The following is a 15733-nucleotide window of genomic DNA, read 5'->3' as shown; positions in this document are numbered from 1 at the left end:
CGGCGGATGGTGGCTGCCGCGGCCTTTAAATAAACCCGCAGCGAGCTTGGCCGAGAGCAGCAGGTGACGGCTCATCGATGCCATCAAAGTGTGTAAAGCTGCTTCCCATCGATGACCTTGACGCCCTTGGATTGAAGCAGCCGTATCGCTTCCTGCTCCCGCTCGATGCGAAAGATCATGACGGCGTTGTCACCGGAAGACCGCACGAATGCGTACATATATTCTACATTGAAATTGGCCGCATGAAGCAACATCAGGATATCGTGAAGCCCTCCGGGGCGATCGTTCACCTCCACCGCCACCACCTGGGTCTTGCCTACGGTAAAACCGTTTTTTTTGAGGGCCTGGCGGGCCTTGTCCGTATCATCCACTATCAGCCGCAACACGCCGAAATCCGAGGTGTCGGCAAGGGCCAGGGCGCGTATGTTCACTTGGCATTCAGATAGAATAGCGGTCACTTCAGACAAGCGCCCGGATTTGTTTTCCAGAAAAACGGAAATCTGTTCAACGTGCATGCGTCACTCCATTTATCGTTCAGTCATGGTTATAATCGGTCATGGGGGTCATCGACTCAAGCGATGTCGTTATTTTTTTTAAGAAATGTCAAATCGTGCGGTTGTCCACAACCCTTACCGCCTTGCCCTGACTTCTTTCGATGGTTTTGGGCTCTACCAGCTTCACCCTGGCCGAGACACCCAGTAATTCTTTGATGTTTTTGGTGATGCGTCGCTCCAAGTGTTGCAGGCCTTTGACTTCATCGGAAAAACATCCCTCTCCCACTTCCAATTTGATGGTGAGCACATCCAGGTTGTCCTCGCGGTCCACCACCAACTGATAGTGGGGCGCCGCATCCTCGGTCGTCATAATCACGCTTTCGATCTGGGAGGGGAATACATTGACGCCTCGGATGATCAGCATATCGTCCGTGCGTCCGGTCACCCGGTTCATGCGAACATGGGTTCTGCCGCAGGTGCACGGTTCAGGATTCAGTGCGGTGATGTCCCGGGTGCGATATCGGATCACGGGGAAAGCCTCTTTGGTGAGCGAGGTGAAGACCAGTTCGCCCGTTTCTCCATAGGGCAGGGGTTCAAGGGTTTGGGGATCGACGATTTCCGGTATGAAGTGATCCTCGAAGACATGCAGGCCTTTTTGGGCTTCATGGCATTCGATGGCGACCCCCGGGCCCATCACTTCACTGAGGCCGTATATGTCAACGGCCATGAGATTCAACTTCCGCTGGATCTCTTCGCGCATTTTCTCCGACCAGGGTTCGGCACCGAAAATGCCAAACTTGAATTTCAGTGAATCGAAGGCAACCCCCATCTCCTCGGCCACTTCGGCCAGATGGAGGGCATAGGACGGCGTGGCGGTGAGGATGGTCGGGCCGAAATCCTTCATGATCACCACCTGACGTTTGGTGTTGCCGCCGGAAACCGGAATCACGGATGCACCCAGTCGTTCCGCGCCGTAGTGGACCCCCAGGCCGCCGGTAAACAGACCGTATCCGTATGCATTGTGAATGATATCGCCGCGTCCTGCACCGCCGGCGGAGAGGGCGCGGGCCATAAGCATGGACCAGGTGCCGACATCCCTGGCCGTATACCCCACCACCGTGGGCTGGCCGGTGGTGCCGGATGATGCGTGTATGCGAACCACGTTATCCATGGGCACGGCAAACATGTCGAACGGGTAGTTGTCCCTCAAGTCCTGCTTGGTGGTAAATGGTATCCGGTGCAGATCGTCCAGGTGTCTGATGTCCGCCGGGACGATCCCAGCCGCCTGGAATCGTTTACGGTAAAAGGGAACATTGGCGTATACCCGCTCCAAGGTGGTCTGCAGCCGACGAAGCTGTATGGATTCAAGGGCTTCGCGCGGCATGGTTTCGTATTCAATGTCGTGAATCATGTTGCCTCTCTCCTTCTCGCCGAAAGGGTGGGAATGGAACCTAACCGTTCGATCCCTTGGACTGAACCCTCGACGGGCAGGTTCAATAAAAAAGGCCGGGAGGAATCCCCCACAGCCTCTTTTAATAGGTTTGGCCGTGGGGAGTCAGACGAAGGCATCGTCCTCCCCTGGCCTGTCGGGCTCAGTTGCTGTCGCGCACTATCCTTTGAGCGAGCCTTTGAATTGAGGTTTGCGCTTTTCAATAAATGCGCGCGTCCCCTCCTTGCCGTCTTCACTGGCCATGCAAATGGCGAAGGCATCGACCTCGATCTGGCAACCGGTGGCCAAATCCACGTTAAGGCCGTTGTTGACCGCCTGTTTGGCGGCTCTGACGGAGACTTTTCCTCTAGTGGCAATGGTCCGGGCGGTCTTGAGGGTTTCTTCCATCAATGATTCCAACGGGAAAACCTGGTTGACCATGCCAATTTTCTCGGCTTCTGCGGCAGGGATCAGCCGCCCGGTAAAAATCATCTCCTTGGCCCGGTTGCTGCCGACGAGGCGGGGCAGGCGCTGGGTGCCGCCGAATCCGGGGATGATGCCCAGGGTAATTTCCGGCAGGCCGAACATGGCGTTTTCGGATGCATAAATAAAATCGCAGGCCAGGGCCATCTCGCTGCCCCCTCCCAGGGCAAATCCGTTTACCGCGGCAATCACCGGAATAGCCATTTCCTGGAGACGGCCGATGGTCAGCTGCCCTTTTCTTGAGAACAGCTTGCCCTGCAGGGTGTTGAAGGTCGCCAGTTCGGTAATGTCCGCCCCGGCCACAAAGGATTTTTCACCGGCACCGGTAAGGACAAGCACACGGATCTCCTCGTCGGCCTCGATTTCATCCAATGCCGCTGCGAGTTCGTCGAGTAAATGGCCGTTGAGCGCGTTTAGGGCTTTGGGGCGGTTGAAGGTGATGGTGGCAATGCCCTCCACCACATCAAAGATGATGTTTTCGTATGCCATGGCAGATTCCTCCTGATAAGGTGTGGGTTGAATGATCGGTGGCCGGCAGTGACCGCAATCACTGTAAACGGTCTTTACCCGTTTTTGTCCCGCTCCACCGATGGAAAGAAAAAAGCGGTGGGACTGGTCTCTTTGATATACTTTCGGATCCCACGGATGATGCCGTCGCAGAGCTCTTCCTGGTATTTGGCACTGACCAGGCGCTTGCACTCCCTGGGGTTTGAAATAAATGACGTCTCCACCAGCAGCGCCGGCATCTGGGCGCCCAGAAGCACGTAAAAGGGTGCCTGTTTGACGCCTTTGCTGCGAATGTGGCTGAAATGATTTTTCAAATGCGAATACATTTCCTGCTGGACCATGGCTGCCAGGCGGCTGGATTCGCTGATTTTGGCATTCTGCATCAGGTCGTTTAAAATGGTCTCCAAGTCGCTGATATTTTTTGCCGATGTAGCATTTTCACGGGCGGCGACCCGAATGGCATCGTCGTCGGTGGCCAGGTTCAGGAAAAAGGTTTCAATACCGTATGCCCGCCTGTCTCTGACCGCATTGGTATGAATGGAGATGAACAGATCCGCATTCTGGGTGTTGGCAATGGCGGTGCGCTCCTCCAGCGTCAGGTAACGGTCGGTCGTCCGGGTGAGGACCGCATCGCATTTGAGCTCGGATTCCACTTTGCGGGCCAGGCGTTTGGCAATCTGCAGCACGACGTCCTTCTCATGGACCCCTTTCAGATACCCAGGGGCACCATAATCCTTTCCCCCGTGACCCGGATCGATGACGATCCGGCTCACGCCCAATGCCAGTTGGCGGGCGATGGCCCCGGGCGGCAATTTACCATTGGAAGGCCGTGTGGGCGAGGCGGACGGGCCTGTGGCCTGCCGGACTGAATCGTCCCCCCACACGTCCAGGACGATGCGAAAGGGATTTTTCAGGGAAAAAATTTTATAGGTTTTAAAAGATTTGATGTCCACAACGATTCGGACGGATTCACCGGTGTACTGCCCGGCTCGCGCATCGCTGAGCAATTCATCGTTGATGGGGACAAACTTCTGGATACCACTGCCCAGCCGGCTCTTGCTCAGGTCGATGTAGAGGCGCTGGGGTTTTTTGATGGCGGGGTCTTTTTTCAGCAACCGGTGTGAAAAACGGGTCTCCTGGTCGGCATCGATAACAATCCGGGTATAGCTGGGATTGGACCAGAATCGCAGGCCCTGCACGGTAACCAGGCCGGGTGGCTGCAGGGGGGCATGCGGCATGCCGGCCACATCATCGTTTTGACTGCCGGCAATGATACTGGCCAGCGGGTCGCCCGGGTCAGCAACGGCGGCGGATCCAGACATATTACCGGCCAGTTCAGCCTCGGCCTTATCGGCAAAGGCGCTGCCTGGAAACTCGTGTTTCACCCGCCTAAAGTATTCCATGGCCTGGTCGAGATCCGCCTCACGACGAGACGCGTCCGACAAGCCCTTAAAGAGCAGTCCGGTCATATACAGCGATTCGGCTGCATCGGGACCACGGGGGTCCGACCGATAAGCCACCTGAAAGTGATCGACACATTTTTCCCATTGATCCCGATATTTTTGTTTTTTAGCGCTGGCCATCAATTGGTCATAAGCGGCATGGGCATTTTTTAAATGCCTGGCGGCAGGCGATGGTATAGGGCGTGCGGCCGGATTCTCCAAAGCGGCCAGCTGCGATCTGGATCGAATGGTGTAGCGGCTCTTGGGATATCCTTGGATAACCCGGTGGAAGGCGTCTACCGCTTCCTGGCGGTCGGCGTCCAGATAGGAACGCGTGTGCAACTCCAAATATAGCGTACCCGATTTATAGAGTCCGGCAGCGGCCCAGGGGCCTGACGGATTCAGCCGGTACACCTTCTGGTAATTTTCGATGCAGGCCAGCCACTTGTCCCGGTATTTCTGGTGGTCGGGATTTTTCTTGAGCGTCGCATAGGCCTTTTCGGCGCGATAATACTGCTGCTTGGGCGTCAAGGCCCAGGCCGGCCAGACCATGGCCACATTGATCAACAGGGCAAGGGCCACCAGGCGGAAAACGGTCGGACACAAAGATTTATCGGCGAGTCGCTGCATATTCACTCGAGTAAGGGTCAAATCACAACGGATTGGGCCTTGATCTGCAATTCGTTTAACACATTCAGGGCGTCAATGGGAGTCATTCGTTGCAAGTCAAGCATCTGTAGCGATTCAAGCAATTTTCGTTCCATGGGACTGAACAGCCCCAATTGAACATGCCCTTTTCTTTTTTTCCCACCGGTTTCGGCCGCTTTTTCTTCATCCGCACGAGGGTGCATCCCCGCTTCGATCTGGGCCAGGATCTTTTTGGAACGCCGGATCACCGGCTCGGGAATCCCGGCCAGTCGGGCGACCTGGATGCCATAACTGCGATTGGTACCCCCTTCGACCAGTTTTCTCAAGAAAATGATTTCGTCGTTCCACTCCTTGACGGCGATATTGTAGTTTTTTACCCGGTCGAGTTGGTTTTCCAGCTCGGTCAGTTCGTGGTAGTGGGTGGCAAAGAGGGTGCGCGTGCCCGTACCGTGCAGGTCGTGAAGGTGCTCGGCAACGGCCCAGGCGATGCTCAAGCCGTCATAGGTTGACGTGCCACGGCCGATCTCATCCAGAATCACCAGGCTTTTCGCCGTGGCGTTGTTGACGATGTTGGCCGTTTCCTGCATTTCCACCATAAACGTGCTCTGACCGGCTGACAGATTGTCCAACGCACCCACCCGGGTGAAGATACGGTCGGTAATGGCGATATTGGCCATTTCGGCCGGTACGAAAGATCCCATCTGGGCCATGATGGTCACCAGCGCCACCTGCCTCAGCACAGTGGATTTTCCAGCCATGTTGGGTCCGGTGATGATCAACACCTGATTGCTTTGGTTGTCCATGACGACGGAGTTGGGAACGAAGCGCTCAGCGGTGATCAATTTTTCAACCACTGGATGGCGTCCATCCCGAATCTCCAGGACACCGTCGGTGTTCAAGTCCGGACGGCAATAGCCGTTGTTTTGGGCAATCTCGGCAAACGTGGCCAGACAATCCACCCGGGCAAGGAACCGGGCGACCGTCTGGATATCGGCGTGATGGGCCCTGACCTGATCCCGGATGGAAACGAAGACATCCATTTCCAGACCGTTGCGCTGGTCGGCGGCGTTGAGCACCCGGGATTCGAAATGCTTGAGCTCATCGGTGATGTATCGCTCCGCATTGACCAGGGTCTGTTTGCGTACGTAGTGATCAGGCACCGATTCGCTGTGGGTGCGCGAAACCTCGATGTAGTAGCCGAAAACCTTGTTGTAGCGCACCTTGAGGGAGTTGATCCCGGTGGCGCTGCGCTCCTTGGCCTCCAGCTCTGCCAGCCATCCCTTACCGTCCCGGCTGATGCGGATCAATTCATCCAGTTCTGCGTTGTATCCCTCACGGATCATGCTCCCTTCGGTGATCACCGGCGGGGCATCCTCGCGGATGGCGCGATCGATCAGGTCGGCCATTGCAAACAGTGCGTCGGTGCCCCGGTCATATCGGTACGAGGCGGCGGAGAGGTGGGAGAGTGCGGTAAATATGTCCGTCAATGCCAAAAGGGAGTGTTTCAGCGCCGTCAGATCCCGTGCATTGCCGTGCCCCATGGAGATCTTGCTGCCCAGGCGCTCAAGATCTCGCACCGGCTTAAGCGACTCCCGAAGGTCCCTTCGGGCCTGCATCTGTTCCACGGCATCGGCAACCGCATCGAACCGGACCTGGATATGGGCTGGATCCAGCAGCGGGTAGCGCAGCCACTGCGCCATGAGCCTTCCGCCCATGGCGGTGACCGTTTGGTCCATAATCCCCAGCAAGGTTCCCTGACGGCTGCCGGTGCGTATGTTCGCCGACAATTCCAGGTTCCGGCAGCTCTGGTCGTCCACAACGAGAAACTGCCCGAGAAAGTAGGTCTGCACGCCGGTAAGGTGGTTGATCTTCTGGCGCTGGGTGTCCCTGACATACTGGATCAGTGCCCCGGCGGCCCCTGCGCCGGCTTTCATGGTCTCGCATCCGAAGCCTTCCAGCGAAAGGGTGTCGAACTGCTCCATCAGCCGTTGACGGCTGCCGGCAAACTCGAATGAAGGGTCTGCCATCACGGTCAGGGCACCGATGCGGTCTCCCTTTAAAAACGATGTGATAGCGGCATCGGCGTTCAGGGATTCAGGGAGTAGCATTTCTTTCGGGGCCACCCGCATGACTTCATCTAAAATGGCAGACATGTCCGCCGTCTCGGTGAGGCGGAACGCACCGGTGGAAATGTCGAGACTGGCCAGGCCGACCATCTGGTGGTGTCGGGACAGGGCCAGAATGAAATTATTGGTCTTTGCATCCAGCAGTTCATCCTCGACGATCATCCCGGGGGTCACCACCCGGACCACCTCCCGCTTGACCAGCCCCTTGGCCGCTTTGGGATCTTCCACCTGGTCGCAGATGGCGACCTTGTATCCCTTTTCGATCAGCCGAGATACATATCCCTGTGCAGCCCGATAGGGCACGCCGCACATGGGCACCGGCGATGCATCGTGTTTATTGCGCGATGTCAAGGTGATCTCCAGCACACGGGAGGCCACTTGGGCATCTTCGAAAAACATCTCGTAGAAGTCACCCATGCGGTAAAACAAAAGGGCGTCAGGGTACCGCTCCTTGATGGAGAGGTACTGCTGCATCATGGGTGTAGCTTTAACGGAGGCCATCAATCATGAAATAGGTTGAATGGGTTAAGGATGTGAGGCGGCAGGTGACAGAGGCGACCGCCCCAAAAGGGCGGCCGATGACGGGGCCATGTTCCAAATTCGCCGCGGCCGACGGCACGATCCGGATCATTTCAATTCGGCAACCACTTCTACGGGTTCATCATCAGCAGGTGCCGCGGGTGCAGGCTCAGCGGCCTCCGCTTGGGCGGACAGCTGCTGTTCCAGTGTCGATACCGTTTCCACGAGGCTGGTCTCCTTGGCCTTGAACGTCTTGATGGTTCTGGCGTCCTTGAAATGCTTGAACAGGCTGAAAAAATAGGAAATCAAAATACCCACCAGGAAAAATGCCACAAAGAAAATGGCATTGGCCAGAAACGGCGTCTCATAATAAAAAAAACCCAGGTCGATCATCAGGCGGCTTTCGGACATGAAAAAATCTTTGTTCTGAAAAATGACCAGCCCGATAAAGCCGAAGACGACGATCCAGAAGGCGATTTTCACCTTTTTCATAGTGTGTTTCTCCTCCACCTGGTTTCCGTTGGGGGGTTAGCGTCGCGCCGGGTTTGGTGGACTGGGTCGTCGAGCGTCCGCCAACGTCCATGAAACCCTTTGATTATCAGGCATCTCTATCCTTTTCCGTCCCAAAACTCAACCTTTTTTTCCTTTGAGGGGCACCAGTTCAACCTGGCCCCAGACCCCCATTTCCCGACCGGCCACCACCACGACCCCCATCACACCGGCGATTTGTTGGCCAAAGGCGATGCCCGCTTTGATCTGCTTGGCCGACCGGATCCGGTTGCCAATGGCCGTGGCAGCGGCATCGGCCAGGGCACAAGAATGCGAAACCACGCAGACGGCATCGGCAGATCCCGCCGACAGCGAATGCCCCACCGTTCCTGAAGAGGTGCACAGGGCGATGCCATCGCCTGAATCTGCCACGTTAAGTCCCAATTTCATACTCAAGGGGGACCTGCCGGCAAATAGTCCGGCCACTACCGGGCCTTTGGTTTTGATGAAGACATCACCCCCGTTTTCAACCACCACATCACGACTGAAATCGAGCAGTCGACGCCCCACGCTTTCGGCCACCGCACCGGCCACCGCCGCCATGGGGCCCACACCGGCAGCGGTGCCTGCAGCGATCATTTCACGGACGATTTCAGGTGCGAAGGCCTGTTCCCGCCAAGGCTCCAAGGTGACCGCAAAAGCCGGATAACGCTTTATGTACCCGTCGATCTGACCCCGACAAACAAGCACCTGTTCACGGGCTTCATCGTCGAGCAGGCGATCGGCCTGAACCATCAGGTCCGTCTCCTGACAGACCACCCGAAAGGAGCGCAGACCCACACGGCGCACCCGTTGCCGATAGGTGCGTTCGCAATCGTGGGCCGGCAAAGGCGGCGGTGAATCAGATGGGTCGTTCATGGGGGAAAAATAAGGTGTCAGTGAACGGTTAAGTTATTCGGCCACCGGCCGGAGGTGTTCAGGAAACTGGTGCAAAAAATAGCGGTCGGTCATGCCCGCAATGTAGTCCCGGACGATTTCCGGATTGCTGTGATTGGCAATGTAGGCCTCCGACATGTCTGCCAGAAATCCTGAAAAGATGTCGGATGAACGGTTGTTCGTCTCCAGATCCTCCAAGCGCATGTCGAACAGCATGGAAAAGAGCCGGTGAATGGCCGCCGAGTGCACCTTGCTTTTCGGGTTCATGTAGATGCGTTCCAGGTTGAAGGCTTTGAGGGCTTTCAACGCTTCTGAAATCGTTGGGCTGAAGGCTATGAAATGGTTCTGGTGACTATTCTGGATCACATCGGTTACCAGGCGGTAGACAATGGTCCCGTTGGTGCTGCCCAGAATCCGGGCAATGGACTCGGGGATATCACGGCGATCGAGAAGGCCCAGGCGGATGGCATCTTCAAGGTCGCGGCCGATGTAGGCGATGGTGTCGGCCATCCGCACCACACATCCCTCGGTGGTCATGGGGATCAGCGGGAAATCCGGATCAGCCCTCTTGGCGGCAATCTCCGCTGCGAAGCCCGTAAAATCCTTGTCGGGATTGGGCGTCAGCAGCCGGTTATGGATCTCGCCGTCGTGGCATAGAATTCCGTCCAGGGTCTGCAGGCACAGGTTCCACCCCTGGCCTTTGCGCTCAACCCGGTCCAGAAACTGAATGCTCTGGACATTGTGCAAAAAGTGGCCGATGCCTGCCTTTTGGCACAAATCGGACAGGTATCGCTCGCCTTCATGGCCGAAGGGTGTGTGGCCGATGTCATGGCCTAAGGCGATCGCCTCGATAAGGTCTTCGTTGAGCCTCAAAAACCGGCCGATGGTACGGGCGATTTTGGAGACCAGCTGAACATGCAGCACCCGGTGGGTGATGTGGTCGTTGGGAATAAGGTAAAAAACCTGGGTCTTGTCGATGTAGCGGGTGTAGGCCCGGCTGTGCAGAATCCGGTCCGAATCCAGCGAAAACGCCTGCCGGTAGCCGGCCGCAGAATCGATGATGGGGTGGCGGCGCACGCCGGACTCGCTATAGGTGGCCGCCGGCGAAAAGATCTCTCGCTCCTGTCGGTTCAGCGTCGAGGTAAGGCTGTCCAGTATGGGCGGAGTGGAAAATTCCTTAAATTTGTCCATCGTCGATCATGCGCTCCATCATCTGAAAATAGTCGATTCCAGCCGCCCGAAATCCTTCCCGGCCGTATTTCATATTGGCTTCCAGAATCGTGAATTGTCCGTCGTGGCAGCAGATGTCCATGCCCACATCGTCCCATCCGCAAACCTGCGCGGCCCGCTGGGCCAGGGCGACGGCGGCTTCGGGTACCGGCGCCAGGCTGATGCGCCCCCCTCGGGCCACATTGGACCGAAACTCGCCTGCCATGGCAATCCGCCAATAGGCATGAACCACCCGGCTGCCGACCACCACCACCCGGATATCCCGGTCCGTGGGAAGGTACTGCTGGATGTAGGCCACGTGCCGGTCATGGGTGTAGGCGTCCAGATCGGCATCACTGCCGATCAGGTATACACCCCGCCCCATGGCTGAACCGCGCGGCTCTTTGGCAATGAACGGATAGGAAAAGTAATCCCGGATTCTTGCTTTCTGCCGTTTGCCGTAAAACACGCGCGTTTTCGGGTGGGGCAGGCCCGCCAGCTGAAACAGGGCGGTCTGCTTGATTTTGTCCTGCGTGCACTTGTAGGTGTGGTAACTGGGAAACGTGGGTTTGCCCACGGCATCGAACAGGTCCGCATAAAACGCGGTGGGATAGTAGATCTTCCCGGCGTCTCGAATCCACCCCACTTCCTCTTGGCTGTAGTCCATGAAGTTAGGGCGAACACCGATGGCGCGGACATTGCTGCACGCGCGCAAGCGGGCTTCCAGTGCCAGAACCTGCCGCGCCATGGTTAGAGGCGGCTGACGATGGCCCGAACCACCTGGTCCAGGGCATTCACAAAGGGTCCGGCATGACCTGCGGCTGCAATGGGGGTACCTTCGTCGCAGGCCTTGACCACGTGTGGATCAAAGGGCAAGGTACCCAAAAAAGCCACCCCCATGTTTTTCGCAGTGAGCTGACCGCCGCGGCTTTTAAACAGTTCGACGGTTTCACCACAACAAGGGCAGGCAAACGGCCCCATATTTTCCACCAGGCCCACGATATCCAGGTTGACCGTCCGGCAGAAGTTGATTGATTTTCGCACATCGGCAAGGGCCACCTCCTGCGGGGTCGTGACGATCAAGGCCTTGGCGCCGGTGATGGTCTGGGCGACGCTCAATGGTTCGTCACCGGTTCCCGGCGGGGAGTCGACGATGAGGAAATCCAGGGCCTCCCAGCGCACATCGGCGATAAATTGTCGAATGATTCCGGTTTTGGCGGGCCCCCGCCAGATGACGGCTTGATCGGGATCCTTCATCAGGGACTGCATGGAAACCACCTTCAGGTTGTCGTTCACCATGCTAGGGATCACCTGCTGGTCTTCGTTGACATCCAACAGCCCCTTGATGCCCAGCATGCCGGCAATGCTGGGGCCATGCAGATCGACGTCCAGCAGGCCGGTCGAAAAGCCTTTGCCGGCCAACGACACCGCCAGGCTGGAGGCAAAACTGGATTTACCCACCCCGCCTTTGCCACTCATGACAATCAGTTTGTTTTTAATTTTTGACAGGGCGTTGCCGATGTTCTGATCCTGTGGATCCGGAGCCGCGCTGCTGCCGCAACCGCCGCCGCCGCAACCGCTTTTTCTGGATTGTTGGGTCGTCATTGGTTTTCTCGTCTTTCGTCTTGAAAAATGGCTGAAAGCCGTTCGACCATTCGGTCGTGATGACTTCCAGCCCAGTAAATCCGATCGCACTGGCCGCATGCATGAAAAGTGGGCTGGCGTTGCCAGACGTAGGCCGGCACCAGCCCGATCACCGCTTCCCGATCAACCTCATAAAGATTTTGATTACACGCCAGGCAGCGGCTGAAAAGGTTGACGTCGCACCACCCGAGATTCAATTCTCGAACCACCTGCTTCATCTGTTGAACCGGGTCGTTATCCCTGATGAACACCAGGGGTCGGGCTTCCAAGCGCAACTTCAACAGCCTTGTTCGGGTCAATATGACGCGCCCACCGTCAATCGTGTCGAAAAAGTGAACATCCCGGCTTTGGTGCTGACACAGGGTATCGAATCCGGCCGTTCGCAGATCCCGGCCCAATTTCCCGAGCGTGGCTTCCGCTGCAAAGCGCCACGCCGACCTCATGATGACGGTGGGTCCAGACTAAAAAGGGTTTCATCCAAGTGCGCATCGACCTCATAGCGGTCCAGGTTTACCGTCACCCGTTCTCCGGAGGGTCCCGATAAATCGATTCGCATGGGCAGCACAAATCCGCCGATGGTCTGCGTCCCGGTAACCGTCAGGGTATAGACCGGGTTTTGATGGCCGTCGAACCATACTGACGCCACCGGGTGCATGGCGCCATCGACGGTGACCCGCTGACGGGTCTTGCCCCATCGATCAACCAGCAGCAGGTCGGGCAGCCCTGTATGGTCATTAGACGCCAGCCGGGCCGAGAATTCCGCATTCATGGGGATTCGACCCACCAGCAATTCCAGCAGATCACTCACGCTAAGATCTATTTTTATCATTTTTTCAAGACTGCCGCTGCCGAAACGTCTTTTATAATATTCACCGGATGGGTGCATGACAAGGAAGAGATGCTCCCCGTCGCTGGAAACCGTGCCGGCCGATCCGCCGAAGGGAGCGAACATGTCGATTCTCAGACGGTCGGTCAACTGGCCGGCAATGGCCGCGCGAAAGGATTGCACCGGCTGTTGGGGGACGGACAGGATAATTTTCCCGACACATTTGAACCGGGTCAGATGGGTGTTGGTTGACCTCAACCCGGCCACCATCTGTTCCGCCGCCAGGTCGCGGGGGATATCCGATGGGGAAAACCGTGCGCAGGCAACGGTCAACCAGGCGGCCGTCAGGAGGATGATAACCAGCCATCCGTTCAGGTAAAAAGGAGAGCGATCGGATAACGACCGACGGCCAAGGCGGGGGAATGCATGGGTCATGGTGCCAGCAGCCGGATTTTCTTCTCTACGGCCGCTTTGTCGGTGTGGCCGTTTTCAATGGATTGGTGATAGCTTTGCCGGGCTTTTTCAGTCAGGCCGAGCTTGTGGTAGACATCACCCAGATGCTCCAAGATGATGGGGTCATCCGGGACCAGCTTTGACGCCTCCTCCAACAGCGGCAGGGCCTTTTCATACTGCCCCCGCTTGAAGTAAACCCAGGCGAGGCTGTCGGTAATATACCCGTCGCCGGGCTTTTGTTCGAGCGCCTTGCGGATCAGTTGCTCCGCTTCATCGAGCTTGATGCCCATGTCGGTGTAGGTGTATCCCAGGTAATTGAGTGCGTTGGCGTTGTTCGGCTCCAGACGGATCACCTGCTTCATGGCGGCAATGGAGTCTTCCTTCTTGCCCCATTTGTCGTAAACCACACCCAATCGGAAATATAGGCGGGGGTTTTCAGGATCCAGGCCAAGGCCGTCCTTCAGCGCCGTTTCAGCCTTTTCGTATGCCTCCAGCTGCTCGTAAAACGATCCCAGATAGAGGCGGAATTCAGGATTTTTCGGATCTTTTTCGATCGTTCTCAGAAGGAAATCGATGGCTGCTGGAAGCTGTTCCATTTCTTGGTAAAGCAGCGCGGCGTGAACTGCGGCGTTCTGAAAAAAACGCGAAACCGGCGCCACCTGTGTTAACTGATCGATGGCCGCATTTTTCTTTCCCAGACCATCCAAGGCCACGCCGGCCAGATAGTTGAGGTCTGAATTATCCGGCGCGCCCTTGATCATGCCCTGGATGATGACGGATGCCGCCTCAAACTCCCGGGCATCCAGGTAGTTTCTCACCAGGGTGCGGACGATCTCCTGATCTTCCTGACTCATCTTCCCCAGTTCGGTGAAAATCTTGGCGGCCTTTTTCTTCTGGCCCTGGTGATAGTAGGCATGACCCAGCGCCATGCTTGCCTGGGCATTGCCGGGATTCTGCTTCAGGATATCGTTGTATGTCGCAGCGGCCTTGTCGTAGCGCTTTTCGGTTTCATACAAGGCCCCCAGTTCGAAGCGCGACTCCACCAGGTCCGGCTCCAAGGCCAGCGTTTTTTCAAAAAAGGCCTCGGCGCTTTTTTGATCACCCTTGATGGCATTGATCCGGCCCAAAAAAAAGTAACCGGCATAGGATCCCGGAAAGTTTTTTACGAGCTGTTCATAAACCTGCTCGGCCTGACTCCATTGTTCCTGATCCATGTAGATGCTGCCCAGCAGGAGATAGATATTCTGCTGGGAAGGATCCAGGGCAATTACCCGTGAAAAGGCATCCATGGCAGCTTCTGGCTGGCTCATGTTCTGATGAATCCGTCCAGCTAAGATCAACGTGTCGACATCATCGGGATGGTCGGCCAAAATGTCATCAAGAAGCTGAATGGCAGCCGTCGTGTCTTTTTTCATCAGCCAGAAACCGGCGAGTTCACGTTTCAGAAACACCGACTCCGGATCCTTGGCCAAGGCCTGCTGCATGAATTCGAGGGCGCGATCCAGATCGCCTTTTTTGAGAGACAGATGAGCCTCGGAGAAAAGGTAATAGGCGTTGACCGGGCGACCCCCAGCGACCGGCATTTTCGTCCAGCTCGGACCAGGCGATCTCAAACCCGTCCGTCCACACCCGGCAAGAAAAATAATGCAAAACATTACTATAATGTATCTAACGTTCTGTTTTTTCATTTATTATTCTTTCAACAAATAAACATGGCCAAGCAGACAGCCGGATCGCTTGGCCAACGCTGTACGCATGAAACAGGCGAATACCCGGTCGCAGGCCGATCGATCAGGAGACTCCCTCGGTATAGGTCTCGAAGTCGGGAATTTCTTTTTTGAAGTAGTCCCTCATCTTTTTGACCACATTTTTTTCGACCTGTCTCACCCGCTCACGGGATATGCCGTATTTGTCGCCGATCTCCTGGAGTGTCACCGGGCTGTCGGAGAAGATCCGTTTGTCAAATATCTCCAATTCCCGGTCGGTCATCTGGGTCCTGAATTCGGCGATTTTTTCATTGAGAAGGGAGGACATCTCCTTTTTCGCCACCGTATCCTCAGCCGATTCTGATTCCGTGCTCATGAATTCTATCCGCTCGGTGTCTGAATCTTCCTTGAGCGGTGCGTCCAAAGAGATGTCCCAGCCGTCCAGGCGCTGGTCCATGTCCACAATTTCACGTTCGGAAACGCCCAATCGCTGGGAAAGCAGTTTCGGTTTGGGGTCAAAGCCCTCTTCGATGAGCTTCTGCTTTTCTTTCTTCAACTTGAAAAAAAGTTTACGCTGCCCCTGGGTGGTGCCGATTTTCACCAGACGCCAGTTGTCCATGATGAACTTAAGGATATAGGCCTTGATCCAGAAAGAGGCGTAGTAGGAAAACTTGACGTTCTTGTATGGGTCAAATTTTTTAACCGCCTGCATCAGGCCGATATTGCCCTCTTGAATCAGGTCCAGTAGATTCTGCATCCAGACCCGCTGGAATTCCAGGGCTATTTTAACCACCAGTCTCAGATTTGAAGTAACCAGGGCGT

14 protein-coding genes are annotated in these 15733 nt (G+C 56.2%); all 14 read right to left on the bottom strand.

Annotation, left to right across the window (positions count from 1 at the left end; genetic code table 11):
- Positions 1–83: 83 nt before the first annotated feature.
- Complete coding sequence (locus ABYV26_RS08395) at positions 84–515, bottom strand: ACT domain-containing protein (protein WP_372679999.1); 432 nt, start codon at positions 513–515, stop codon at positions 84–86.
- 88 nt (positions 516–603) lie between these two features.
- Positions 604–1905 (bottom strand): phenylacetate--CoA ligase family protein, encoded by a 1302-nt coding sequence (locus ABYV26_RS08390; RefSeq protein WP_372679997.1) that lies wholly within the window; start codon positions 1903–1905, stop codon positions 604–606.
- 198 nt (positions 1906–2103) lie between these two features.
- The gene (locus ABYV26_RS08385) at positions 2104–2895 is read right to left on the bottom strand and encodes an enoyl-CoA hydratase/isomerase family protein (protein WP_372679996.1); all 792 of its coding nucleotides are present in this window, start codon (positions 2893–2895) and stop codon (positions 2104–2106) included.
- A 74-nt stretch (positions 2896–2969) separates the two neighbouring features.
- The gene (locus tag ABYV26_RS08380; protein ID WP_372679994.1) at positions 2970–4985 is read right to left on the bottom strand and encodes an N-acetylmuramoyl-L-alanine amidase; all 2016 of its coding nucleotides are present in this window, start codon (positions 4983–4985) and stop codon (positions 2970–2972) included.
- A 17-nt stretch (positions 4986–5002) separates the two neighbouring features.
- Positions 5003–7606 (bottom strand): DNA mismatch repair protein MutS, encoded by a 2604-nt coding sequence (gene mutS / locus ABYV26_RS08375; protein ID WP_372679992.1) that lies wholly within the window; start codon positions 7604–7606, stop codon positions 5003–5005.
- Between the two features lie 150 nt (positions 7607–7756).
- Complete coding sequence (locus ABYV26_RS08370) at positions 7757–8140, bottom strand: hypothetical protein (RefSeq protein WP_372679990.1); 384 nt, start codon at positions 8138–8140, stop codon at positions 7757–7759.
- Between the two features lie 138 nt (positions 8141–8278).
- Positions 8279–9055, bottom strand: coding sequence for a UPF0280 family protein (locus tag ABYV26_RS08365; protein ID WP_372679988.1), 777 nt, complete (start codon positions 9053–9055; stop codon positions 8279–8281).
- A gap of 33 nt (positions 9056–9088) precedes the next feature.
- On the bottom strand, positions 9089–10264 hold the full coding sequence (locus ABYV26_RS08360) for a deoxyguanosinetriphosphate triphosphohydrolase family protein (RefSeq protein WP_372679986.1): 1176 nt from the start codon (positions 10262–10264) through the stop codon (positions 9089–9091).
- Complete coding sequence (locus ABYV26_RS08355) at positions 10251–11030, bottom strand: RimK family alpha-L-glutamate ligase (protein WP_372679984.1); 780 nt, start codon at positions 11028–11030, stop codon at positions 10251–10253. Before ABYV26_RS08355 ends, ABYV26_RS08360 begins: the two co-directional genes overlap by 14 nt.
- A gap of 2 nt (positions 11031–11032) precedes the next feature.
- Positions 11033–11887: a P-loop NTPase gene (locus tag ABYV26_RS08350; RefSeq protein ID WP_372679982.1), complete on the bottom strand. Its 855-nt coding sequence runs from the start codon at positions 11885–11887 to the stop codon at positions 11033–11035.
- The gene (locus tag ABYV26_RS08345) at positions 11884–12369 is read right to left on the bottom strand and encodes a Mut7-C RNAse domain-containing protein (protein WP_372679980.1); all 486 of its coding nucleotides are present in this window, start codon (positions 12367–12369) and stop codon (positions 11884–11886) included. Before ABYV26_RS08345 ends, ABYV26_RS08350 begins: the two co-directional genes overlap by 4 nt.
- Positions 12366–13187: a hypothetical protein gene (locus tag ABYV26_RS08340; protein ID WP_372679978.1), complete on the bottom strand. Its 822-nt coding sequence runs from the start codon at positions 13185–13187 to the stop codon at positions 12366–12368. The genes ABYV26_RS08345 and ABYV26_RS08340 overlap by 4 nt, the downstream gene beginning before the upstream one ends.
- Positions 13184–14788: a tetratricopeptide repeat protein gene (locus tag ABYV26_RS08335; RefSeq protein ID WP_372679976.1), complete on the bottom strand. Its 1605-nt coding sequence runs from the start codon at positions 14786–14788 to the stop codon at positions 13184–13186. The genes ABYV26_RS08340 and ABYV26_RS08335 overlap by 4 nt, the downstream gene beginning before the upstream one ends.
- Before the next feature lie 208 nt (positions 14789–14996).
- Positions 14997–15733 (bottom strand): RNA polymerase sigma factor RpoD/SigA (locus ABYV26_RS08330; protein WP_372679975.1); only part of this gene is annotated, 737 nt, incomplete at its 5' end.

Origin of the sequence: Desulfosarcina sp. (assembly GCF_041551955.1) — a bacterium.
In the GTDB taxonomy this organism is placed as follows: Bacteria; Desulfobacterota; Desulfobacteria; order Desulfobacterales; family Desulfosarcinaceae; genus Desulfosarcina.
The sequence above is the reverse complement of the archived record's forward strand: the minus strand, read 5'-3'. Positions and strand labels throughout refer to the sequence as shown.